Here is a 23,650-nt window from a genome sequence, read left to right on the forward strand (position 1 = left end):
GCCGCCTCCGCTCGCGTGGATCGGCCCGGCCCGCCCGTGACACCGTCCCAGCGGGAGCGGCAAGGACGGCGTGACGTCGCCAGCCTGGCCCCGCCCCGGCGGCCCTGTCCTCGACCCAGGTTAACGCGAGGGCGGAGTCCTGCGCCTAATGAATGTAACAATGTTGCATTCTCGCGCAGGCCGGCCTAGGGGAGGGCGCGTCGTCGAGGAAGGGACCGGGTCATGGGTCGTTCGAGGTTCGGGATGCTGCTGCTGGCGCTGGCGCTCGGATGGAGCGCGTCCGCGCGGGCGGAGCCCGTGCGGGTGGTGGCGACCTTCTCGATCCTCGGCGACCTCGTCCGCCAGGTCGGCGGCGTGCGGGTCGCCGTCACCGCCCTGGTCGGGCCGAACGGCGACGCCCACAGCTTCGTGCCCGCGCCCGCGGACGCGCAATCCGTCGCGGCCGCCCGCCTCGTCGTGGTCAACGGCCTCGGCTTCGAGGGCTGGATCGACCGCCTGATCAAGGCCTCCGGCACCAAGGCCAAGGTGGTCGTCGCCGCCAGGGGGGTCGTGCCGATCGAGGAGGAGGACGGGGGCGACCACGGTCACGCGCACGCCATCGACCCGCATGCCTGGCAGAACGTCGCCAACGCCAAGAGCTACGTCGCGGCGATCCGCGACGGCCTGGCGGGCGTCGATCCGGCGGGGAAGGCGGCCTACGACGCCAACGCGGCCGCCTACCTGGCGAAGCTCGACGCCCTCGACGCCGAGGTGCGCGCCGCGCTCGCCGGCATCCCGGAGGCGCGCCGGCGCATCGTCACGACTCACGACGCCTTCGGGTACTTCGCCAAGGCCTACGGCCTGCGCTTCCTCGCCCCCCAGGGCGTGTCGAGCCAGAGCGAGGCCACCGCCCGCGACGTCGCCGCCATCGTGCGGCAGGTCCGCCGCGACAAGATCCCGGCCGTCTTCCTCGAGAACGTCTCCGACCCTCGGCTGATGCAGCAGATCGCCCGCGAGGGCGGCGCCAAGGCGGGCGGGCGGGTCTTTTCCGACGCCCTGTCCGAACCCGGCGGCCCGGCCCCGACCTATCTCGAGATGATGCGCCACAACGCCCGGGAATTCGCGGCGGCGCTGGCGGGGTGAGCCGGCCGGCTCAGCGCAGCTCCAGCATCAGGCTGCGGAAGCGCTTGCCGTCCTTCGACTCCTCGCACGGCTTGCCGTCGGAGCCGAGCGCCTCGCCGTCGTCGCTCAGGACCTGGACCCGGTCGCCGGCCGGGCCGACCAGCAGCCCCTCGGGCTGGAAATCCGGGATCGTCGCGAAGGCCGCGGCGGCGCCCTCCACCCGCACCGGCTTCGACCCCGGGTCGCCCGACCAGCGGTAGAGGTCGAACGGCTCACCCCCGCCCCCGGCGCCGCCGGCGAGGATCAGGTAGGCTTTCGCCTCGGGCGCGTAGGCGAGGTCGCGGATGCCGCGGCCCTTCAGGTCGAGGGCGACCGGGGCCCCGAGGCGCGGGGCGCCGCCGGCGATCGCCTCGGCCGGATTCTCGAGCGGCACCAGGAGCGCGTTCGCGTCGATGTCGAGGGGGTTGCGCAGGCCGAGCCAGAGGGACTTGCCGTCCGGACGCGGCGCCAGGCCCTCGATGTTGAAGCCCTTGCGCTTGGGGTCGAGGTCGTCGCGGGCCGGCACGGCGAGCCCGATCCGGTCCGCGAGGAGCGGCGACAGGGCGGCGAGGGCCTGCGGCAGGCTCCGGACCGCGCCGCCCTTCGGCGTCAGGACCGGCTCTCCGCCGGCCTCCGCCACCGTCACGGCGGCCAGCCGCCCGCGGCCGGGGCTCTGCTTGCCGCCGTGCCGGCGGCTGTGCGAGCCGAGCACGTAGAGGTCGGGGCCGAGCCAGGTCGCGGATTCGAGGTCGGGCTTGCCGTCCTTGTCGCCGAGGCCGAGCTGGGGCCCGAGGTCGGCGCCGCCGAGCGGCAGCGCCTCGCCGCTCGCGCCGGCCCGGTAGAGCCGCACCACGCTCGATTCGTCGTCGACCACCAGGAACCGGTCGCCGACGCTGCCGCGCGGGTAGAGCACCGCGCCGGAGGCCTCGCACATCCCGCGATGCTCCAGCAGCGGGCCGACCGTCACCGGCTCTGCCGACGCGGCGGAGGCGAGGACCGATGCGGCGAGGGCTGCGAGGAGCGGGAGGGCACGGGGCATGGGAGGTCTCTCGGAGCCGGTTGGTGACCGAGGCCGGTCGATTGTGCGCTCGCATCGACGCTTCTGCGCGTCGGTCCGGGCTCCGCTGCGCGGCCCCGGGTGGATCCCGAGGGCGTCAGGACTGGAGCGCGGGAAGAACCGGCTCTCGTGCGGAAAGCTTTCGGTCGGCGATGCCGCTCATCCCCCGGTCATCGGCGGGAAGAACGCCACCTCGCCCGCGCCGGCGAGCGGCGTTTCGGGCCTGGCGTGGACCCGGTCGACGGCGGCGCGCACCACGCCCTCGGTCTCGAAGGCGTAGGCGTATTCCTCGCCCCGGCCCTTCAGCCAGGCGACGAGGTCGGCGACCGTCGCGACGTCGGGCGGCAGGTCGAGAATCTCCTCGGGGCGGCCGATCCGCTCGCGGACCCAAGCGAAGTAGACGAGCTTCATCGAAGGACCGCTCACCTCTCGTCGTCGATGACGTGGCGGATGCCGGAGCGCATGTAGTCGTAGCCGGTATAGAGGGTCAGCGCCGCGGCGAGCCACAGCAGCACGAGACCGAGGGTGCCGTTGCCCGGCAGCACCCGCTCGCCGGCGGGGCCCGCGATCAGCACGCCGAGCGCCACGAGCTGCACCGCGGTCTTCCACTTGGCGACCCGGCTCACCGGGACGCCGACCTTCAGCTCGGCCAGGTACTCGCGCAGCCCCGAGACCAGGATCTCGCGGCACAGGATCACGATCGCGGCCCAGAGCGACCAGCCGCGGATGGTGCCGTCGGCGCAGAGCATCAGCAGGCTCGCGGCGACGAGCAGCTTGTCGGCGATCGGGTCGAGCATCCGCCCGAGCGCCGAACTCTGGGCGTAGGTGCGGGCGACGTAGCCGTCGAGGTAATCGGTGATCGCCGCGGCGACGAAGACCGCGACGGCGATCCAGCGCGCCGTCTCGTCCTGCGGCCAGAACAGCAGCGCCACCACCACCGGGACCGCGACCAGTCGGCCGTAGGTCAGGAGGTTCGCGAGGTTCAGGGCCGTCGAGCGGCGCCGGGGCAGGACCACGTTCATCGCCGTCGGTGAAACCACGCGGGGGGAGGGGGCGTCAACAGAGCTCGTCTCGGGCGGGGCGTCGCGCATCGGCGTCGACTCACGCATCCGCATGAAAAAAGTCGTAGACGGCGCGGGCCGTCGCGGCGTTCACCCCGGGCGTCCGGGCGAGGTCCTCGAGCGCGGCGCGCTGGATCGCCTTCACGGTCCCGAAATGGTGCAGGAGCGCGCGCTTGCGCGTCGGCCCGATGCCCGGGATCTCGTCGAGGGGGTTCTTCACCATCTCGCGCTTGCGCTTGGCCCGGTGCGCCCCGATGGCGAAGCGGTGGGCCTCGTCGCGCAGGCGCTGCACGAAGTACAAGGTCGGGTCCCGCGGCGGCAGGCGGAACGGCGCCTGGCCGGGCACGAAGAAGGTCTCGCGCCCGGCATCCCGGTCGCGCCCCTTGGCGATGCCGACGAGCGGCACGCCGGTGACGCCGACCTCGTCGAGGGCCTTGCGGGCCGCTTCCAACTGGCCGCGGCCGCCGTCGACCAGCACCAGGTCCGGCCAGGCCGGAAACGCTTCGCTGTCGGCCGGGTCGGGCGCGGGCTCGGGCTCCGCCGGTCCGCCCTCGGCGGCGGCGCGCGCGGCCTCCGCGACGGTGCGGGGATGCTCCTTCACCAGGCGACTGAAGCGGCGCTGCAGCACCTCGCGCATCATGCCGTAATCGTCGCCCGGCTTCACCTCCTCGGACTTGATCGTGAAGGTGCGGTAATGGGTCTTCATGAAGCCGGTCGGGCCGGCGACGATCATCGCGCCGACGGCGTTCGTCCCCATGATGTGCGAGTTGTCGTAGACCTCGATCCGTCGCGGCGCCGTGGCGAGGCCGAACGACGTGCCGAGGGCGGCGAGCAGCTTGCCCTGCGAGGCGGTGTCGGCGAGGCGCCGGGCCAGCGCCTCGCGGGCGTTGCGGGCGGCGTAGTCGACGAGGTTCTTGCGCTCGGCCCGCTTCGGGGCGTGGATCTCGACCCGGTTCTCGCTCCGCGTCGAGAGCGCGGCGGCCAGGAGTTCGGCATCCTCGATCTCGTGCGAGACCAGCACCAGCCGGGGCGCCGGCTTGTCGTCGTAGAACTGGGCCAGGAACGAGGCCAGCACCTCGGCCGGGGTCATGCTGCGGTCGGCCTTCGGGAAGTAGGCCCGGTTGCCCCAGTTCTGCCAGTTGCGGAAGAAGAACACCTCGATGCAGAACTGCCCGGCCTGCTCGTCGAGGGCGAAGACGTCGGCCTCCTCGATCCCTTGCGTGTTCACGCCCTGCACGCCCTGGATGGCGGCGAGCGCGGCGATGCGGTCGCGGTAGCGCGCCGCCTTCTCGAATTCCCAGGCGTCGGAGGCGGCCTGCATCTCGGCGGCCATGCGCTCCTTCACGGCGTTGGACTTGCCCGACAGGAATCCGCGCGCCTCCGCGGCGAGGCCCGCGTAATCCTCGACCGAGATCTCCCGGGTGCACGGTCCCGAGCAGCGCTTGATCTGGTAGAGCAGGCACGGCCGCGTGCGGTTCTCGAAGTAGCTGTCGGAGCAGGAGCGCAAGAGGAACGCGCGCTGGAGCGCGTTGACCGTGCGGTTGACCGCCCAGACGCTGGCGAAGGGGCCGTAATAGTGGCCGGCCCGACGCCGCGCGCCGCGATGCTTCACGAGCTGCGGGGCGTCGGAATCGGCGGTGAGCAGGATGTAGGGCAGGGACTTGTCGTCCCGCATCAGCACGTTGAAGCGGGGCTTCAGCTGCTTGATGAGGTTGGCTTCCAGCAGCAGCGCCTCGGTCTCGGTCGCCGTGGTGACGAACTCCATCGAGGCCGTCTCGGCGATCATCCGGGCGATGCGGTTGGTGTGCGCCTGGCCGCGCGCGTAGGAGCCGACCCGGTTCTTCAGGTTCTTGGCCTTGCCGACGTAGAGCACGTCGCCCTTGGCGTCGAACATCCGGTACACGCCCGGCGAGGTCGGCAGGGTGGTCCAGAACCGGCGGATCACCGCGGTGCCGGCCTGGATCGCGCCGGCGCCGGCATCGAGGTCGAAGTCGATCTCCGGGGCGGTGTCGAGGGCGTCCACCGCCTCGTCGTCGTCCTCGAGGGTGTCGAGGGCGTCGGGCGGCACGTCGTTCCCAGGCTGTCGGCTCATGGAAGCGATGTAGGCGGCGGGCGCGCCGCTGGAAAGACCGCGCCCGAGCGCTAAAAGGCCACCGTTGGAAAAGCCCCTTGCCCGCGCCCGAGGATCCGCCGCTTGACCCCGCCCTTCCCATGATCCCGCACGCCGCATGACGCTCCGCGACTGCCGGACGCCCCGGATCCCGCGCCTGCGAGGCGAGCTGCCGGCCGTGCGCACGGTTGAGACCGCGCTCTACCTGCCGCACAGCGCGGCGCGGGGCCGGCCCTCCGCCCTGTTCGACGCCGCGCGCCGTGCCGTGCCGGAGAGCGTCGACCATCGCGGGCCGGGCGACGCGCCGTCCTGGCAGCGCACCGACTGGCCGGAGGAGTGGGCGGAAGGCCTGCCGGCGGGCGTGCCCGAGGCGCCGGAGGAGACCTACCTGTTCCTCGGCGGCGCCCACCTGCATTACGGGCATTTCCTCGTCACCACCCTGCCGCGGTTCTGGCCCCTGGTCGGGGAGCGGCCGGCCATGCCGATCCTGTGCTACGCGCCGGCGCACGAGGCGCTCTGGCAGCCCTACCGCTTCGCGGTCGACATCCTGGCGCGCCTCGGTCTCGACGTGCGCGACATCCACGCCTTCGAGGCGCCGGTGCGCCTGCGCCGCGTCGTCGTGCCGGCGCCGGCCTTCCGGGAGGAGGCCTTCGCCCACACGGTCTTCCGCGACCTGTGCCTTGAGATCGGGACCGGCTGCTACGCGCCCGACGAGGTCGATGCCGACGACAGGCCGGCCTACCTCGCCAAGACCCGGCTGTCCGGAGGCGTGCGCCGGTTCGCCAACGAGGAGGAGGCGACGGAGATCCTGGCGCGGGAGGGGGTCGAGATCCTGCATCCGGAGGCCATGAGCTTCTCGGAGCAGGTCCGGCTGTTTGCCCGGCGGCGCGTGGTCGCGGGCTCCCTCGGCTCGGCCCTGCACACCGCCCTGTTCGCGCCGTCCGGCCGGCGGGTGGTGGCGCTGAGCCCCGGCCCGCGGATCAACCCGACCTTCCGGCTCGTCGATGCCCTGTGCGGCAACGCCGTCGCCTACCTGCACCAGCCCGGCACGGTGGACATCGCGCCGGGGGAGTTCGGCAGCCAGCAGCGCCTGCCCGATCCACGGGCGGCGGCGGAGGGATTGCTGCGGCGGATGGAGGAGATGGCGCGGCCGGAGCGCGGGGCCTTCGCGGCGGCGTGGTCGCGGCTCGGCCGAATGGTCGGGCGCGGACCCGGGTAATTCGCCACGATACCACCCTCGATCTCAGGACGAGGTCGCGGGTCGGAAGGACGGCGACGGGCAAGCGGCGTGATGGGCGGCTCGGCTGTCCGTCGATTATCCGGTCTGCGAATGCCGGGGCCGAAGCACCGGCGGCGCCGGTCGTCAATCGAACAGGGCGTCGATGTCGGTCTGGTCGACGTGACCCGGATCCTCGTCGAGCTTCGGCCCGTTGAGCAGGCTGCTCTCGTCGTCGACGCTGACCCCGGCGCGCTCGCCGATCAGGTCCTTGAACGCTTCGAGTCCGCCCCAGGCCTCGATCATCCGGTCGATGTGGTCCTCGACGAACTTCAGCACGCTGACGATCTTGCTGATCCGCTGGCCGGTCAGGTCCTGGAAGTTGCACGCCTCGTAGAGCACCACGGTGCGATCGAGGATGGCGTCGACGCTGGAGCTGTCCTTCAGCCCGCCGGTCGAGCGCAGCACGGAGGCGTGGGTTTCGATCTCCTCGACGGCGGCCAGGATGGTGGTGGTGGCCCGCTCGGTGGCGTCGACCACCGCGTCGAGCTCGCCGGCGGCCCGGCGCACGCCCTTGCCGTCGAAATCCTGCCGGTGCAGCACCGCGATCTCGTGCTTGGTCCGGCCGATCGCGGCCTTCATCACGTCGAGCTCGGTGCGCATCCCGTAGACTTCGGCCATCTCCCGCCGGCAGGCCTCGATCAGGTCGCCCGTGGTGGTCTGCGTCAGCCGCTTCAGCTCGTTGACCGTCGCCAGGATCTCGGAGATCCGCTCGTCGTTGGCTAACGGCGCGGAAGGGGCGGCCTCGGCCGGGGAATGGGAAACGCCGAGACTGTCCTCGATGCGGAAGCGCTTGTTCTTCATGGGTCCGAGAGAGCCTGCAACCGCGGCCGCGTCGCACGGCCCACGAAGTCCAGTGTCGCCAGGATTGATTGCGAATTGCTGAATGACCGGGATTCGCCGCGGCCGCGGTGACGAAGGATTCACGATGCGGGCAAATTAACGATTCGCGGCAAAGGTTTAGCCAAACGCTCACCACGTTCCTTCACCGTCCGATGCCCGCCGTCCTGCTCTCCTCGCGCCATCGCCGGCGGTCGGGCCGGGCAGGGTCGGGGACGGGTGCGATGGTGAAGGGCGGGATGGTGCGGGCCGGGGCGATCGCGGCGGCTCTCGGGGCGGGCCTCGGCGCCGGACCGGCCCTGGCGCAGGGAGCGCCCGGGGCCTATGGCGGCGGCTTCATCGAGTTCCTGATGACCGGCCAGGACCCGGGGACGGTCGCCCGCCCGGTGCGCCCAGCGCCCGTCGCCCCGGACGGCACCCTCCTGCCGGGCCGCGGCTACCGTCAGGCTGCTTACGCCCCCGCGCCGGCGGCTTACCCGCCCGACGCCTACGGGCAGCGGCCGGCCTATGCCCGCACCGCCGGCTACGCCGCCGCGGGCCCTTCGGGCGCCCAGGTCGGCTACGCGCCGGTCGCGCCCGGCGCCGCCCTGCATTCCGGCGACCCGGTGCCGGCTCAAGCCTATCCGGCCCAATCCTATTCCGGCCAATCCTACTCCAGCCAAGCCTACCCTAGCCAAGCCTACTCCAGCCAAGCCTACGCGCCCGACCCGTTCGAGACGCCCCGCGCCCGCCCGGCCTCGCTCCCCGTGCCGGAGGCCCGCGAGGAGGGGATCGGCCGGGCGATGGATCCGCGCTTCCAGCGCCAGGAGGTCGCCTATGACGGGGGGCAGCGGCCCGGCACCATCGTGATCGACACGCCGTCGCGGTTCCTCTACCTCGTCCAGCCCGGCGGCCGGGCCCTGCGCTACGGCATCGGCGTCGGGCGGCCGGGCTTCACCTGGTCGGGCATGAAGACGGTCAGCGCCAAGCGCGAATGGCCGGACTGGACCCCGCCGGCCGAGATGCTGCGCCGCCGCCCCGACCTGCCGCGGCACATGGCGGGCGGGCCCGCCAACCCGCTCGGCGCCCGCGCCCTCTATCTCGGCTCGTCGCTCTACCGCATCCACGGCACCAACGAGCCGCACACGATCGGCCAGTCGGTCTCGTCCGGCTGCATCCGGATGATGAACGAGGACGTGACGGACCTCTACGAGCGCGTGCCGGTCGGCGCCCGGGTGCAGGTGATCTGAGGATCAGCCGATCTCACGCGAAAAGACCCCGCCGCGCTGCCGCGGCGGGGTCCATCCTCACGTCGTGACGTCGACCGGGCGGGCCGGTCAGACCCAGTCGTCGCTGCCGCCGTCGCCCACGTCGCCGTCGTAGGAGGCGTCCTGGAAGCCGGCATCGTCGCCGCCGAGCGGGGCGCCGAAATCCTCGCTGCCGCCCTGGTTGCCGAAGTAGTTGTTCTCGACGACCGTGCCGCCGCCGGTCCCGGCGCCGCCGAGGCCCGCCATGCTGCCGAGCGAGGAATGGCCGCCCGCGAAGGCGTTGCTGAGCGCGCTGCCGAGCAGCATGCCGCCCGCCGCGCCCGCCGCCATCGGCAGGGCGGTGGCGAGGAAGCCGCCGCCGCCGCGCTGCGGGGGCTGCTGCTGGCCGCCCCAGGGACCGCCCTGCTGCGGGGCGTAGCCGGGCTGCTGCGGCGGGTAGCCCGGTTGCTGGCCGTAGCCGGGCTGCTGGCCGTAGCCGCCGCCCTGGTTGCCCCAGGCGCCGCCGCGCGGCGGTTGCTGCTGCGGCTCGGGCCGGGAGCCGCCGCCGAAGATGCTGGAGAAGAAGCCGCCGCCGCCCGAGCCCTGGCCGGCGCCCTGGCCGCCGCGCTGCGCCTCGGCCCGGGCCTGCTCGAGCTGCTGGTTCAGGCTCTTGATCGCCTCCTCCTGCACGTAGACGAGCTGGGCCAGGGCGTAGGGCGCGTAGGGCTGGGCGCGGATCTTGTCGGCGATGAAGCGCTCCGCGTCGGCATCGCGGGGCTGCTGCGCGGCCTGCTCCAGTCGCTGGAATATGCCGTTGATGACGTCGCGTTCTTCGCTGTTCATGGAGCCGTACTCCTTCGGTTGCCGGGGGGCGAACCCGGCCCGGCGCCCACGAGATGGGAGGGGGACGGGCATTTGTCACGGGGAGGCAACGCGCCAGCGCAGCCTTTTCGCCCCCACCCTGCATTACGTTTTCGTCACGTCGTCTCATCCCGCGCTTCCGCCGGCTCCTTCGCCGATCCTTCGCCGGGGATGGTCGGGATTGCCGCATCGTCCCCGCAGAACCCCGACTTTCTGGCGCCCGCATCCCCTGTTAAGGGGAGCCGCGACGCGGCACGTGCGGGTGCCGGCGGGAGGAAAAGAACATGGATCGCAAGACGGTCGGTGGCGTGTCGGTGGCGCCCGTGCTGCACGACTTCGTGGTGAACGAAGCCCTGCCGGGGACCGGGATCAGCCCGGAGGCGTTCTGGAACGGCCTGTCGGCCATCGTGCGCGATCTCGGCCCCCGCAACCGCGCCCTGCTCGAGACCCGCGACGCCCTGCAGGCGAAGATCGACGCGTATCACCGCGAGCGGGTCGGCAAGCCGGTGGACGAGGCGGCCTACAAGGCGTTCCTCACCGAGATCGGTTACCTCCTGCCCGATCCCGGCCCGGTCCAGGTGCGCACCGACGACGTCGACGACGAGATCGCCACGATCGCCGGTCCCCAGCTCGTCGTGCCGACCTCGAACGCCCGCTACGCGCTCAACGCCGCCAACGCCCGCTGGGGCTCGCTCTACGACGCGCTCTACGGCACCGACGCGGTGTCGGAGGAGGGCGGCGCGACCCGGGGCGGCGGCTACAACCGCACCCGCGGCGCCCGCGTGGTGGCGCGCGCCCGCGCCTTCCTCGACCGCAACATGCCGCTCGCCGGCGGCCGCCACGCCGACGTGGTGACCTACGCGGTCGAGGGCGGCCAGCTCGTCGGCAACATGAACACCGGCGACACCATCCCGCTCGCCCGGCCCGACGCCTTCGCGGGCTATCGCGGCAAGGCCGGCTCGCCGACGGCGCTTCTCCTGCGCCACAACGGCCTGCACGCCGAGATCGTGCTCGACCGCACCCACCGGATCGGCCGCTTCGACGCGTCCGGCGTCGCCGACATCGTGATCGAGTCCGCGGTCTCGACCATCATGGACCTCGAGGATTCGGTCGCGGCGGTCGATGCCGACGACAAGGTCGTGGTCTACCGCAACTGGCTCGGCCTGATGAACGGCACCCTCTCGGCCCCGGTCGAGAAGGACGGCAAGTGCTTCGAGCGCAAGCTCAATCCCGACCGCACCTACACGGCGCCCGACGGCTCGGGCGAGGTCACGGTGCCGGGCCGCTCGCTGATGCTGGTGCGCAACGTCGGCCACCACATGTTCACCGACGCGGTGCTCGACGAGAGCGGGGCCGAGGTGCCAGAGGGCATCCTCGACGCCGCCGTGACCGCGCTGATCGCGATCCACGACCTCAAGAGCATGGGCCTGCGCAACAGCCGCCGCGGCTCGGTCTACATCGTCAAGCCGAAGATGCACGGGCCGGACGAGGTCGCCTTCGCGGTCGAGCTGTTCTCGCGCGTCGAGGCGATGCTGGGCTTGAAGCCCAACACCCTCAAGATGGGCATCATGGACGAGGAGCGCCGCACCACCGTCAACCTCGCCGCCTGCATCAAGGCGGCGGCCGAGCGGGTGGTGTTCATCAATACCGGCTTCCTCGACCGCACCGGCGACGAGATCCACACCTCGATGGAGGCCGGCCCGGTCATCCGCAAGAACGACATGAAGGGCACGCCCTGGATCAAGGGCTACGAGGAGAACAACGTCGATGTCGGCCTCGCCTGCGGCCTGCTCGGCCGGGCGCAGATCGGCAAGGGCATGTGGGCGGCGCCCGACGCCATGGCCGAGATGCTGATGCAGAAGGGCGCCCACCCGAAGGCCGGCGCCTCGACCGCCTGGGTGCCCTCGCCGACGGCCGCGACGCTCCACGCGCTGCACTACCACGAGACCGATGTGAAGGCCCGCCAGCAGGAACTGGCGCGCCGGCCGCGCTCGGCCCTCGACGAGATCCTGCAGGTGCCGCTCGCCCGCTCGAACTTCGCCCCCGACGACGTGCAGCAGGAGATCGACAACAACGTCCAGAGCATCCTCGGCTACGTCGTGCGCTGGATCGACCAGGGCGTTGGCTGCTCCAAGGTGCCGGACATCCACGACGTCGCGCTGATGGAGGACCGCGCCACCCTGCGGATCTCCTCCCAGCACATCGCCAACTGGCTGCACCACGGCGTGGTCTCGCACGACCAGGTGATGGAGACGATGAAGCGGATGGCGAAGGTCGTCGACCGCCAGAACGCGGGCGACCCGCTCTACCGCCCGATGGCGCCGGGCTTCGACGGGCCGGCCTTCCAGGCCGCCTGCGACCTGGTGTTCAAGGGGCGGGTGCAGCCGAACGGCTACACCGAGTACGTGCTCCACGCCCGGCGCCGCGAGGCGAAGGCCGGCGGCGCGCCGGCCTGAGGCGCGGGAGGGGAGGGGTGTCCGGCCAAAAGGCCGGGCATTCCCCATCGGTTCGCGCGGCTTTGCGGCCCGCGCGGGCCCGTCGGTCGGGCTTACGCAGCCTCGGGCGTCTCGCAGGTGCCGGCCATGATGTGACCTTCGTTGCCCGGGGCATCCGACCATTCCAGGCGGGCATCCTTTCCGAGCGAGGCGAGGACGCGCATCAGGAGAAACAGCGAGCACTCGGTCACCTGCCCGCCCGCGATCCGCGAGAGGGCGACTGGCTCGATGCCGGCGAGCTCGGCCGCGCGCATCTCGCCGAGCCCACGGCTCTTGATCGCGAAGGCGATCTCGTTGGCGAGCAGGAACTTGATTCGTGCTTCCTCGGGATCGGCGTAGTCTCGGTCCAGCAGGAAGTTGCCGCTGCCTCGAACCGGGCCGGAATTGGCCTTGTCCACCCGTCACCGTCTCCCTCGATCCGGGGGCGACGCGGCTGCTTCGCGTCCGTCCTGTAGGCCTCTCGCGCCATGACGAGGCGCCGCTCCAGGCGTTTCCAGTCGTCCTTCGGCAATCTCGCTGCCGCGCGGAGATTTCTTCGTCCCAGCGTCGCGAATGTGAGTCACTCGCGCGTAAGCGACGATTTCTCAGCAGCGGTAGGCGTCGCCATCGTACGGAATGCGGAACTCGCTCACCCTGCGAGCGATCCCTCGGGCTGCCGATAGCGCCCGGTCGGCAGTGCGGCGCCCGTCTGCGCAGCCGTCATGACGCCGTCGGCCATCCCCGAACCGCTCCCGAAAGGTCCTCGTAGGCCGTCCGCGCGGCCCTGTTGACAAAGATGACCCTACGGCGGTCCTTGCTGGTCCGGCTCCTCACACCCGCCTGCGGGGCGCCTGTCCGCGACGATGGTGACGCAAGGGCAGGAGGCGCGGCCGTGAGAATCGTACCTCGAACGGAATGCGGCCCGGATCCTTCGATCCGGGCCGCGATCAACACACGGCGCAGGGCGTCAAAAGCCTAGAACGGGATATCGTCGTCCAGGTCGTCGTAGCGCTTCTGGTTGCCGCCGCCGCTCGAGGCTGGAGCCGGGCGCCGCTCGCCGCCGGAGGACGAGCGTCCACCGCCGCTGCTGCGACCACCGCCACCGCCGCCGTAATCGCCGCCGCGGCTGATCTGGCCGCCGCCCATGTCGTCGGCGCCCATCTCGGACATGCCGCCCTCGGCACCGCCGCCGCGGCCGTCGAGGATCGTCAGCTCGCCGCGGAAGCGCTGCAGCACGATCTCGGTCGTGTACTTCTCGACGCCGGACTGGTCCTGCCACTTGCGGGTCTGGAGCTGGCCCTCGACGTAGACCTTCGAGCCCTTGCGCAGGTACTGCTCGGCGACGCGGGCCAGGTTCTCGTTGTAGATCACGACCGAGTGCCACTCGGTCTTCTCCTTGCGCTCGCCCGACGCCTTGTCCTTCCAGGACTCGGACGTGGCCAGCCGCAGGTTCACCACCGGATCGCCGGAGGCCAGGCGGCGGGTCTCGGGGTCGCGCCCGAGATTGCCCACCAGGATCACCTTGTTCACGCTGCCCGCCATCACGCTCTCCTCTCGTTCCATCTCACTCGGGCGCACGCCCGGCCGACGCCGCGGACCACCGCTTCGGTTCCGCGAGTTGGGCCGAACGGGCCTGGACCGGCAAGGGGAGGGGCGCCTTTTTGCCCGCTACACACATGCCGAGGCCTGAGCGTGTTCTACATTTGTTCGATGGATGAGGCAAGTGCCGTCCGGAGGCGATCCGGACGGCACGGGGGGCGTCAGCCGAGCGCGTCGAGCGACTGCGCCACGTCGGCGATGAGGTCCTCGATCGATTCCAGCCCGATCGACAGCCGCACGGTGTCGGGGCCGACCCGGGCGGCCTCCTTGTCGGCGGCGGGGAGCTGGCGGTGGGTCGTGGTCGCCGGGTGGATCGCCAGGGACTTGATCTCGCCGATATTGACGAGGTGCGAGATCAGGTTGAGCCCGGTGATGAATTTCTGCGCCGCCGCCTCGCCGCCCTTGAAGCCGACGGTGAAGATCGAGCCGGCGCCCATCGGCGAGTAGCGGTTCGCCATCTCTTCCCCGGGCTGGCCCGGCAGGGACGGGTAGCTCACCCAGGCCACCTTCGGGTGGTCCTTCAGGAAGGCCGCCACGGCACGCGCGTTGGAACAGTGGCGCTCCATGCGCAGCGGCAGGGTCTCCATGCCGGTGAGCGTCAGGAAGGCGTTCATCGGCGACAGGCCGGGGCCGAGGTCGCGCAGGCCGAACAGCCGGCAGGCGACCGCGAAGGCGGTCTCGGGGAACCGCTCGGAGACGACGAGGCCGTCATAGTCCGGCCAGGGCTCGTTGATCAGGTTGTAGCGGCCCGACCCCTTCCAGTCGAAGCGGCCGCCGTCGCAGACGATGCCGCCGATCACCGTGCCGGATCCCGACAGGAACTTCGAGGTCGAGTGGACGACGATGTCGGCGCCGTGCTCGATCGGCCGGATCAGGGCCGGGGAGGCGAGGGTGTTGTCGACGATGAGCGGCAGCCCGTGCCGGTGCGCCACCGCGGCGACGCCCTCGAGGTCGATCACGGTGCCGCACGGGTTGACGATCGATTCGCAAACGATCGCCCGGGTCTTGTCGGTGATCGCGGATTCGAAATCCTCCGGCGTCAGGCCGCGGGTGAATTGCGGCACGAGGTCGTAGCGCCCTTCGAGCCGGCGCATCAGGCCGAGCGAGCCGCCGAACAGCCGCGAGGAGGCGACGTAGGCGTCGCCCGACTGCATCAGGGTCATCAGCACGAGCAGCATCGCCGACTGGCCGGAGGCGACCGCGATCGACGCCTTGGCGCCCTCGAGCGCCGCGACCCGGCGCTCCAGCGCCGCCACGGTCGGGTTCGAGCCGCGGGAATACGAGAAGCCCGTCGCCCGCATGGCGAAGATGTCGGCGGCCTGCTCGTTCGACTCGAACACGAAGCCGTTGGTGAAGTAGATCGGCTGCGCCCGGGCGCCGGTGGCCGGATCCGGGGCGGTGCCGGCATGGACCGCCCGGGTGGCGAAGTGGAGCTTGGTCGGATCGGTCATCGGGGGGAAGTCCGTAGGAACGTGCTCACGCGGCGCGGCGCACGGTGGCGTGGAGGGTGCGCACCAGGGCGGAGGGGGCGTAGGGCTTGGGAATGAAGCGGGCGCCCGGCGGCATGTCGTGCGGGCCGGGGCTGCCCATGCCGGAGACCACCAGGACCGGGATGCGCGGCCAGCGCCGCGAGACCAGGCGGGCAAGGGCGAAGCCGTTCATCGAGCCGAGCGGCATGTCGACGTCGGTCATCAGGAGGTCGACGTCGGGGCGGCTCTCCAGCACCTGGAGCGCGTGGTCGGCGTGCGGCGCCTCCAGCACGGTGAAGCCGGCCTCGGCCAGGGTGTCGGCGGCCTCCATCAGGAGCAGGCCGTCATCTTCGACGAGGAGCACCACGGGAGCCGCGTCGCAGGCGGGGCTCAGCCCCTCGTGCTGCGCGTCGTGGGGCGTTCGATCGGGATCAGATGTCATCGCGGCCAATGCGGGCGTGGGCGAAAGGTTGCTGCCTATGGGTCCGCATGCCGGGGGTCAAGCGTGGCCGGAAACGGTCGCGGAACCATGCGTCAGGGTGCCCTGTCCCGGGAACCAGTCGCAGGTTTTCCGATCGTGGTCCCGTCCCGGTGATCGCTACGCGATGCCGTCCTGTATCGCGGCGAGCGGTGCCTCGAGCTCCATCACCGCGCCCTCGGGCGGAAATCGCAGGCTGACGCGTCCGCCGAAGCTATGCACGAGGCTGCGCGCGATCAGACGCGAGCCGAAGCCCTCACGGCGCGGCGGCGCCACGGGCGGGCCGCCGCTCTCCTGCCAGCACAGGCGCAGCACGCCGCCGTCGTCCCCGGCCAGCACCCACGTCACCGCGACGCGGCCGGCCGGGCTCGACAGGGCACCGTACTTCCCCGCGTTGGTGGCGAGCTCGTGCAGCATGAGGGACAGGGTGAGGACCGCGCGCGGCCCGAGGCTGACGGGCGGTCCCGCCGCGGCGAAGCGGCCGGCGACCGCGTCGAGATGCGGCGCCATCGCGCCCGCGACGACCGCCGCGAGGTCGGCCTCCGCCCAGGCGCCGCGGATCAGCACGTCGTGCGCGTCCGAGAGCGCCATCAGGCGGCCGTTGAAGGCCTCCATCGCCGCCTCGAGGCTCGTGGCGTTGCGCAGGGTCTGGGCGGCGACCGCCTGGACCAGCGCCAGGGTGTTCTTCACCCGGTGCGCCATCTCCTGCATCAGCAGCGCCTGCTGCTCCTCGGCGCGGTGCGCCTCGGTCACGTCGCGGGCAACCGCGAGCAGGCGCTCGGGGTGGCCGTCGGGCCCGTGGATGGCCGAGACGACCACGTCCCACCAGTGCTGAGCGTCCCGGTCGCCGGAGGGGGCGCGGAAGCGGCCGGTGCGCCCGGTGCGGGCGGCGGCCAGCGCCACCTCGGCGGCGACACGGTCCCCGTCCCGCCAGGACGCGGCCCATTCCGTGCCGATCACCGCCTCGTCGGGCAGGCCGGCCGCCGCGCGGCCGCCCTCGCTCAGCCATTGCACGGTCCCGTCCAGGCCGAGGACCTGGATGCTGTCGCGGCTCGCCGCCAGCAGGCGCGCGGTGAAGGCCTCGCTCGCCCGCAGGCGGGCATTCAACTCATCGGCGGTGGCGAGGCGCGCCTCCCACTCGGCGGGGGAGGAGCCGGGAAAACCGCCGGCCGGCCGGCCGGCGCGCAGCAGCGCGCGCAACCGTGCGGTCTCCTCGCGGATCGCGCGGCGGCGCGCGGTGTCCTCGCCGGAGGCGCGTTCGGCGTCGGCGTCGTGGGCGACCATCGCACCAGCCTCCAGACCCGCCCGGGCGGTCGTCGTCCGGGCCGGAGGCGGCGCATCGTGGCTGAACCGCTTCCGAGCCTGGACCCCGGCAATAGATCACGGCTGCAGGCTTGGCTGCAATGCTTGCGGAAATTTTTCTCTTATCGCCCCGCAACAGCGGAATGGCGGCCAGCGGCCAGGGATCTTTTGCCGCGGATTGGTGTCGAGAAGGCCCGGCCGCCCGGCGGCCGAGCCGGCCGGCGTCAGGCGAGCGCCTGGTCCAGGTCGGCGATCAGGTCGCGCGGGTCCTCGATGCCGATCGAGAGGCGCACCACCTCCGGGCCGGCGCCGGCCCGGGTCTTCTGCTCGTCGGTGAGCTGGCGGTGGGTGGTCGAGGCCGGGTGGATCACCAGCGAGCGGGTATCGCCGATATTGGCGAGGTGCGAGAACAGCTTCAGGTTCGACACCAGCGCCACGCCCGCCTCGTAGCCGCCCTTGAGGCCGAAGGTGAACACCGCGCCGGCCCCGGGCGGGCAGTACCGCTTGTGCAACTGATGGTAGCGGTCGCTCTCGAGGCCCGGATAGCTCACCCAGGCCACCGCCGGGTGGCGGCTCAGGTGCTCGGCCACGGTCTTGGCGTTGTCGGAGTGACGCTGCATCCGCAGCGGCAGGGTCTCGATGCCGTTGATGATCAGGAAGGCGTTGAACGGCGACAGGGCCGGGCCGAGGTCGCGCAGGCCCAGCACCCGCACGGCGATGGCGAAGCCGAAATTGCCGAAGGTCTCCGACAGCACCATGCCGGCATATTCCGGCCGCGGCTGCGACAGCATGGGATAGCGCGCGTCGCCGGCCCAGTTGAAGCTGCCGCCGTCGACGATCAGGCCGCCGATCGAGTTGCCGTGGCCGCCGAGGAACTTGGTGGCCGAGTGGACCACGATGTCGGCGCCGTGCTCGAACGGCCGGATCAGGTACGGCGTCGCCATGGTGTTGTCGACGACGAGCGGGATGTTGTGGCGCTTGGCCACCGCCGCGATCGCCGCGATGTCGGTGATGACGCCGCCCGGATTGGCGATCGATTCGATGAAGATCGCCTTGGTGCGCGGGGTGATCGCCGCCTCGAACGAGGCCGGGTCGTCGGTATCGGCCCAGACGACGTTCCAGCCGAAGTTCTTGTAGGAATGGTTGAACTGGTTGATCGAGCCGCCGTAGAGCTTGTTGGCCGCGATGAACTCGTCGCCCGGCTGCATCAGGGCGTGCATCACCAGGAACTCGGCGGCGTGGCCGGATGCCACCGCCACCGCCGCGGTGCCGCCCTCGAGCGCCGCGATGCGCTCCTCCAGCACCGCGTTGGTCGGGTTGGTGATGCGGCTGTAGATGTTGCCGAAGGCCTGCAGCCCGAACAGCGAGGCGGCGTGGTCGACGTCGTCGAACACGAACGAGGTGGTCTGGTAGATCGGCGTCGCCCGGGCGCCGGTGGCGGCATCCGGCGCCGCGCCGGCATGGATCGCGAGGGTGTTGAAGCCGGGCTGGCGGTCGGTCATGGCGTCCTCGGGCGTCGGTCTCTCGCCGACGTGCTTAGGACCCGGGAGGCCGGAGGGTCAAGCGCCCCGGCGTGCCGGCCTGCACCGTTAAACCGAACGATTTGCTACGGTTTCGAGTCTCGCGGATGGTCCGGAGAAGCAACGTCTACAAATCAGGCCGATCGGGAAAGATTGATCCTCGGAAGGCGGAGGCGGCGGGGGCAACGGGACCTCACCCGCGCGACTTTCGGCCTCCGGAGCCGCGCCCGATCGCGTCGCGACCGGGCGCGGCTCCAGGTCTTCGGGTCTGCCGCATTCCCTAGGACGAGCCGGTCTCCGCCTCGCCGGACGACGCTCTAGCGGTAATGCCGGTGCCGGCGGTGGTGGTGCTGGTGGCGGCCGCGCAGGTTCGTGCGGTAGGCGCGCCGGCCCGGATCGATGCCGAGCACGCCGTTGACGCCGCCGACGGCCCCGCCGACCGCGCCGCCCACGATGCCGCCGACCGGTCCGGCGACGCGGTTGCCCTCGCGGGCGCCGCGATCGATGCCGCCGGGGATGCCCTGCGCTTCGGCCGCGCCGGCGAGGGCCAGCGTCGAGACGGCGAGGGCGGCGAGGAGCCTGAGCTTCATGATCGTCACTCCGAGGCGGCCGGCAGGGCGCCGGCCCGTCGAAGCGACAACGGCCGAGCCGCGCGGAAGTGTCGGGCGCTCCGCGCGATCGGCCGCCGTCGTTACCGAAACGTCACACCTGCGACGCGGTCCGGTCCGGGCTCAATGGTGCTGGTGGCCGCCTCCGGCCTCGGGCGCCGACGCGCCGATGGCGCCGACCTGGAAGCGCACCGGCACCGTCCCGGCGCGGGCGAAGGTGAGGCTGCCCTCCAGGGTGTCGCCGGCCTTCGCCGGGCCCTTCAGGTCGAGGAACATCAGGTGGTACCCGCCGGGCTTGAGCACCACGGTCTCGCCGGGCTTGATGACGAGGCCGGCATCCACCGGGGCCATCTTCGCCACGCCCTTGTCCATCGCCATCTGGTGCACCTCGCCGCGCCCCGCCAGCGGGATCGAGGCCGAGACCAGGCGGTCGGGCTCCTTGCCGGTATTGGTCACCTGAAGGTAGCCGCCCGCCACCTTGGCGCCGCCCGGCGTGGCGCGGATCCAGGGCTGCTCGATGGTGAGGTCGCCGGCCTTCACCGGGCCGGCCGCCGCTGCGGCGGCCGAGGGAGCGACGTTGCCCGCCGCCACGATGCGCACGCCCGGCGCCGGGGATTTCAGGTCGCGGGCCGACTGGCCGGCCGCCGGCACCTCGCGCCAGTCGACGACGGCGCCGTCGCATTCCTGGCGCACCGGGAAGTAGACCGTGCCGCCGGGCGCCACCGCGTCGGTGAGGCGGGCCTGGAACACGAACTCGTCGTAGAAGCCGTCGGGCAGGGAGCCGCCCTTCCAGGTGATCTCCTTCACGCCCTCGGAGACCGTGCCGTGATGGGACGGGTAGGCGCGGGCGTAGGCGCCCTTGACGGTGGCGAGCTCCCAGCCGGCCTTGGGCATGGGTTTGGCCGCGATCACGCCCTCGGGAATCGTGACGGTGATGGCGGTGGTGGCCCGGCCGTCGCAGCCGTGGCCGATCTGGACCACGCCGCGATAGGTCTGGTTCGGGCTGCCTTGCGGGACGGCGAGGACCGCGTGGGCGAAGGCGGGGGCGGCGACGAGGGCGGGGGCAACGGAGAGGGTGGCGGCGAGGCCGGCGCGGAACGGGAACGAGCGGAACGGGAACGAGCGGAATGGGAACGACATGGGATCGGGTCCGGGAAGAAGCGTGACGGGGATGGGCAGCGGCGCTGCCCGCCGGGCGTCACGCCACGGGAGGACCGCGGGCGGAGGCGGGGCGCTCCGGGGACGGGCGGGCCGGGACCGCGTCGACGACGCGCCAGGACAGGACGACGGCCGCGCGGGGCGGCCAGGCCGCGGCCGCCGCCGAAGCCGGTGGGGCGAGGGGAGCCGGGCAGGCGAGCGTGCAGCAGGCATGGGGGTACGCCCCGTGCCCGGCCGGGGCCTGCTCGCCCGCGACGATCGCCCGGTGGGCCTGGCAGACGAGGCCGGCGCCGGCCGCGACCGGAACCGGATCGAGGCCGGCGAGGAAGGCCTGCAGCACCAGCCCGTAGAGCGACAGCACGGCGGCGAGCGCGCGCCAGCGCGCCGTCACTCCGCCTCGTCCGTACCTCGCGCCGCTCATGTCTCCGACATAGCCGAGGCGTCGCGGTTCCGCCACGGTCGCGACGAGCGGGGTGGGCGGTTTCATCCCGCCGGCGCGCCGCGCACGTTGCAGAATTACCGCAGTCCACAGCACAGGCGCGAGCTCCACAGCAGCGCCCGCCCGGCGCCACAATCTGGCCCGCTCCTCATGGAGTCTTAACCGCATCCCGGCACCGTCACGGGCCAATGAATGGGGCGCAACCCGGCGACGAGACGGTCCGTCGCGTTCCTCGCCCCGCGTCACAGGTTCGAGAGCAGATTTCCCCATGCTGACACGCGTTTCCCTCACCGGTTCGCTCGGCCTCGCTCTCCTGGCCGCCACCGCCGTCCCGGCCCTGGCGCAGGACCGGGGCGGCGCGCTGGCCCAGGCCGAGTGGGCGCAGAACTACGATTCCGCCGCGACGATGCGGGTCCAGCGCTCCAACACGCCGATCCTCTCGCCCCAGACCCTGGCGGCGACCGAGCAGATGGTCGAGCGCTACCGCGACATCGTGGCCCGCGGCGGCTGGCAGTCCGTGTCGGGCGCCGAGCGCCTGCGCGTCGGCTCGAAGAGCCCGGCGGTGACGTCCCTGCGCCAGCGCCTGATCGTCTCCGGCGATCTCGACCCGGCCGCCGGCTCCTCGCCGGTCTACGATTCCTACGTCGAGGCCGGCGTACGCCGGTTCCAGGCCCGCCACGGCCTGAACCAGACCGGCTCGATGAACATCACCACCGTGCAGGCGATGAACGTCCCGGCGGACGTGCGCCTGCGCCAGCTCGAGCTGAACGCGGTGCGCCTGCGCTCGTACTCGGGCAGCCTCGGCGAGCGCTACGTCATCGTGAACATCCCGGCGGCCCTCGTCGAGACCGTGGACGGCGACCACGTCGCGACCCGCCACGCCGCCGGCGTCGGCAAGATCGACCGTCAGTCGCCGATCATGAACGCCAAGATCCAGGAGGTGAACTTCAACCCCTTCTGGACGGTGCCGGCCTCGATCATCAAGAAGGACCTGATCCCGAAGATGCAGAAGGATCCGGCCTACCTGACCGACAACAAGATCCGCATCTTCAACGGCGACCGCGAGATCCCGCCGTCCCAGGTCAACTGGCACTCGGACGAGGCGACCCGCTACCGCTTCCGCCAGGATCCGGGCGTCGACCTGAACTCGATGGGCTTCGTGCGGATCAACATCCCGAACCCGCACGGCGTGTACATGCACGACACGCCGGCCAAGGGCATCTTCGGCGACGACTTCCGCTTCGTCTCCTCGGGCTGCGTTCGCGTGCAGAACGTGCGCGAATACGTGTCATGGATCCTGCAGGGCACCCCGAACGCCAACCCGGACACGATCGAGGCGATCATCCAGGGCGGTCAGCGGGTCGATGCCCGGCCGGTGGCGCCGATCCCGGTCTACTGGACCTACATCACCGCCTGGTCGACCCCGGACGGCCTCGTGCAGTTCCGCGACGACATCTACAAGCGCGACGGCGCCGGCGCCCCGACCGCCTCGATGGCCGCCGCCGCCGCGGGCCCGCGCAACTTCAACCCCGACGCCGACGACGACCAGACCAACTGATCGACCGACACGGCTCACTCGTGACGACGGCCCGGGCGAGAGCCCGGGCCGTTTCGCGTCGTCAGTTCAGGATGCCGCCCATGACCCAGGACGATCAATCCCGCCTCGACGCGCTGGAGGCCCGCATCGCCCACCAGGACGCGACGATCGAGGACCTGAACCGCATCGTCACCGAACAGTGGAGTGCGATCGATCTCCTGACGCGGCAGGTCGCGGCCCTGCGCGAGCGGGTGCGCGAGATGGCGGAGCGCCCGGCCGAGGCCGGCGACGAGCCGCCGCCGCCGCATTACTGACGAGGACCGCCCCGGGCCGCGGAGCCCGGGGCGGATCAGGGACTAGAACGTGCCGAACTTGAAGTTCAGGCCGGCGCGCACGAGGCTGCCCTCGGTGCGGAACCGGCTGAAGTAGCCGACGCCGGGGCTGAGCGGCGCGCCGGTCGAGGCGACCAGCAGGTTGCGGCTGCCGAGATCGTAGCGGATGTATTCCGCCTTCAGCGTCACGGCGTTCGACTTGAAGAAGTTCAGGAACGAGTCGGTCGGCAGGGCGTACTCGACGCCGCCGCCATAGGCGTAGCCGGTCTCGATGCGCGAGCGGCTGCCGAAATAGGTGACCGGCGCGTTGGTCTGGAACGCCACCGTCTGGGTCACGTCGCCGTAGGCGAAGCCGCCGGTGCCGTAGACCAGGAACCGGTCGAAGGCGTAGCCGATCCGGCCCCGCACCGTGCCGAGGAAGCTCAGATCCGCCCGGTAGGTGTTGGTGAGCTGGTTCGGGTTGATCGCCGGCAGGAAGATCGATTCGGTGCGGCGGCGGTTCAGGTCGGTATAGGCCGCGTCGGCCTCGAGGCCGATCACGAAGCCCGAGCCCGGCGTGAACTGGTAGTTGTAGCCGACCTGGCCGCCGGCGGTGAAGCCGTCCTGCGCCAGCGGCACGCTCGCGCGGCGCAGGCCGTTATTCACGTTGGCCTGGAGCGCCCCGATCCCGACGGTGCCGACCCGGTCGGCCTCGGTGAAGGCGTAGCCGGCATTGATGCCGAAATAGGCCCCGGTCCAGGTGAAGACCGGCACCGGCGTGAACACCGGCGGCGGCGCGACGCGCCGCGGGAGGTCGGCCGCGGAGGCGGCGCCGACGGACAGGAGCGCGGCAGTGCCGGCGGCGAGCAGCGATTTCAACATGGACCCGGATTTTCCTCTTGCGCGATCGAGACGCCATCGATCTGTGCGGCCGATTCGCAGCCTCGCCAATGGCCGGCGAGTACCAGCTGCGCCGAATTCGATGTTTCATCGGGATTTCCGGCAATCGTTCGCGTGTTTCTCATGCGCAGTGCCCCAGAAGACACAGTTCGATCTTCGATATAGTCTTGAATAAAATTTTCGTGAGCAGGGATTAAAGCTCAAGACTGCTCTGTCGAGATGAAAACCTGTCGCCAGCCCCGGTGATCGCGCCGGCCGGCCCGGGGCGGGCCGCTCCGGATCCC

Annotated in this window: 22 protein-coding genes; 6 read left to right on the forward strand and 16 right to left on the reverse strand. The window is 71.7% G+C overall.

The annotated features are described in order from the left end of the window. Positions 1-222: 222 nt before the first annotated feature. Entirely contained in the window at positions 223-1,122 is a 900-nt protein-coding gene (locus DK419_RS11380; RefSeq protein WP_109959174.1) for a metal ABC transporter solute-binding protein, Zn/Mn family, read from the forward strand. A 10-nt stretch (positions 1,123-1,132) separates the two neighbouring features. Here the strand turns inward: DK419_RS11380 and DK419_RS11385 are convergent, their stop codons facing one another. The 4 genes from DK419_RS11385 to uvrC all read right to left on the reverse strand — a co-directional run bounded on the left by DK419_RS11385 (position 1,133) and on the right by uvrC (position 5,350). Then, on the reverse strand, positions 1,133-2,179 hold the full coding sequence (locus tag DK419_RS11385; protein ID WP_109959175.1) for a DUF3616 domain-containing protein: 1,047 nt from the start codon (positions 2,177-2,179) through the stop codon (positions 1,133-1,135). 177 nt (positions 2,180-2,356) lie between these two features. After that, positions 2,357-2,608, reverse strand: coding sequence for a molybdopterin converting factor subunit 1 (gene moaD, locus DK419_RS11390; RefSeq protein ID WP_109959176.1), 252 nt, complete (start codon positions 2,606-2,608; stop codon positions 2,357-2,359). A gap of 11 nt (positions 2,609-2,619) precedes the next feature. Next, complete coding sequence (gene pgsA, locus DK419_RS11395) at positions 2,620-3,219, reverse strand: CDP-diacylglycerol--glycerol-3-phosphate 3-phosphatidyltransferase (protein WP_109959177.1); 600 nt, start codon at positions 3,217-3,219, stop codon at positions 2,620-2,622. 79 nt (positions 3,220-3,298) lie between these two features. After that, on the reverse strand, positions 3,299-5,350 hold the full coding sequence (uvrC, locus tag DK419_RS11400) for an excinuclease ABC subunit UvrC (RefSeq protein WP_109959178.1): 2,052 nt from the start codon (positions 5,348-5,350) through the stop codon (positions 3,299-3,301). A gap of 136 nt (positions 5,351-5,486) precedes the next feature. On the opposite strand from uvrC, the gene DK419_RS11405 reads away from it, so the two are divergent. Next, on the forward strand, positions 5,487-6,587 hold the full coding sequence (locus DK419_RS11405; protein ID WP_109959179.1) for a glycosyltransferase family 61 protein: 1,101 nt from the start codon (positions 5,487-5,489) through the stop codon (positions 6,585-6,587). 144 nt (positions 6,588-6,731) lie between these two features. Here the strand turns inward: DK419_RS11405 and DK419_RS11410 are convergent, their stop codons facing one another. Continuing rightward, the gene (locus DK419_RS11410; protein ID WP_109959180.1) at positions 6,732-7,448 is read right to left on the reverse strand and encodes a chemotaxis protein; all 717 of its coding nucleotides are present in this window, start codon (positions 7,446-7,448) and stop codon (positions 6,732-6,734) included. Positions 7,449-7,708: 260 nt separating this feature from the next. On the opposite strand from DK419_RS11410, the gene DK419_RS29805 reads away from it, so the two are divergent. Then, positions 7,709-8,713, forward strand: a complete 1,005-nt coding sequence (locus DK419_RS29805) for a L,D-transpeptidase (protein WP_280953933.1) — start codon at positions 7,709-7,711, stop codon at positions 8,711-8,713. Between the two features lie 87 nt (positions 8,714-8,800). On the opposite strand, the gene DK419_RS11420 is transcribed toward DK419_RS29805, so the two are convergent. Beyond that, on the reverse strand, positions 8,801-9,553 hold the full coding sequence (locus DK419_RS11420) for a DUF2076 domain-containing protein (protein WP_109959181.1): 753 nt from the start codon (positions 9,551-9,553) through the stop codon (positions 8,801-8,803). A 302-nt stretch (positions 9,554-9,855) separates the two neighbouring features. Between DK419_RS11420 and DK419_RS11425 the strand changes: the two genes are divergently transcribed. Then, positions 9,856-12,027 carry a malate synthase G gene (locus DK419_RS11425; RefSeq protein WP_109959182.1) on the forward strand — a complete coding sequence of 724 codons (2,172 nt, stop codon included), beginning with the start codon at positions 9,856-9,858 and terminating at the stop codon, positions 12,025-12,027. Between the two features lie 92 nt (positions 12,028-12,119). On the opposite strand, the gene DK419_RS11430 is transcribed toward DK419_RS11425, so the two are convergent. The 9 genes from DK419_RS11430 to DK419_RS11470 all read right to left on the reverse strand — a co-directional run bounded on the left by DK419_RS11430 (position 12,120) and on the right by DK419_RS11470 (position 20,570). After that, complete coding sequence (locus DK419_RS11430) at positions 12,120-12,464, reverse strand: XRE family transcriptional regulator (protein WP_109959183.1); 345 nt, start codon at positions 12,462-12,464, stop codon at positions 12,120-12,122. 556 nt (positions 12,465-13,020) lie between these two features. Further along, complete coding sequence (gene ssb / locus DK419_RS11435) at positions 13,021-13,587, reverse strand: single-stranded DNA-binding protein (protein ID WP_109959184.1); 567 nt, start codon at positions 13,585-13,587, stop codon at positions 13,021-13,023. Between the two features lie 218 nt (positions 13,588-13,805). Then, positions 13,806-15,095, reverse strand: coding sequence for an O-acetylhomoserine aminocarboxypropyltransferase/cysteine synthase family protein (locus DK419_RS11440; protein WP_109959185.1), 1,290 nt, complete (start codon positions 15,093-15,095; stop codon positions 13,806-13,808). Between the two features lie 25 nt (positions 15,096-15,120). After that, the gene (locus DK419_RS11445; protein WP_245443003.1) at positions 15,121-15,444 is read right to left on the reverse strand and encodes a response regulator; all 324 of its coding nucleotides are present in this window, start codon (positions 15,442-15,444) and stop codon (positions 15,121-15,123) included. A 267-nt stretch (positions 15,445-15,711) separates the two neighbouring features. Then, positions 15,712-16,875, reverse strand: a complete 1,164-nt coding sequence (locus tag DK419_RS11450; RefSeq protein ID WP_109959186.1) for a sensor histidine kinase — start codon at positions 16,873-16,875, stop codon at positions 15,712-15,714. Between the two features lie 242 nt (positions 16,876-17,117). Continuing rightward, a complete protein-coding gene (locus tag DK419_RS11455) occupies positions 17,118-18,395 on the reverse strand; it encodes an O-acetylhomoserine aminocarboxypropyltransferase (RefSeq protein WP_109959187.1) in 1,278 nt (425 codons plus the stop codon). A gap of 335 nt (positions 18,396-18,730) precedes the next feature. Beyond that, positions 18,731-19,003 (reverse strand): hypothetical protein, encoded by a 273-nt coding sequence (locus DK419_RS11460; protein ID WP_109959188.1) that lies wholly within the window; start codon positions 19,001-19,003, stop codon positions 18,731-18,733. 141 nt (positions 19,004-19,144) lie between these two features. Beyond that, entirely contained in the window at positions 19,145-20,161 is a 1,017-nt protein-coding gene (locus DK419_RS11465) for a DUF1775 domain-containing protein (protein WP_109959189.1), read from the reverse strand. Positions 20,162-20,219: 58 nt separating this feature from the next. Then, on the reverse strand, positions 20,220-20,570 hold the full coding sequence (locus tag DK419_RS11470; protein ID WP_245442914.1) for a hypothetical protein: 351 nt from the start codon (positions 20,568-20,570) through the stop codon (positions 20,220-20,222). 316 nt (positions 20,571-20,886) lie between these two features. On the opposite strand from DK419_RS11470, the gene DK419_RS11475 reads away from it, so the two are divergent. Both DK419_RS11475 and DK419_RS11480 read left to right on the forward strand, forming a co-directional pair. Beyond that, a complete protein-coding gene (locus tag DK419_RS11475; RefSeq protein ID WP_109959191.1) occupies positions 20,887-22,176 on the forward strand; it encodes a L,D-transpeptidase family protein in 1,290 nt (429 codons plus the stop codon). Between the two features lie 80 nt (positions 22,177-22,256). Then, on the forward strand, positions 22,257-22,469 hold the full coding sequence (locus DK419_RS11480) for a SlyX family protein (RefSeq protein WP_109959192.1): 213 nt from the start codon (positions 22,257-22,259) through the stop codon (positions 22,467-22,469). 42 nt (positions 22,470-22,511) lie between these two features. Here the strand turns inward: DK419_RS11480 and DK419_RS11485 are convergent, their stop codons facing one another. Next, positions 22,512-23,348, reverse strand: coding sequence for an outer membrane protein (locus DK419_RS11485; protein WP_109959193.1), 837 nt, complete (start codon positions 23,346-23,348; stop codon positions 22,512-22,514). Positions 23,349-23,650 lie beyond the last annotated feature (302 nt).

The sequence above is a fragment of the Methylobacterium terrae genome, assembly GCF_003173755.1.
GTDB lineage: Bacteria > Pseudomonadota > Alphaproteobacteria > Rhizobiales > Beijerinckiaceae > Methylobacterium > Methylobacterium terrae.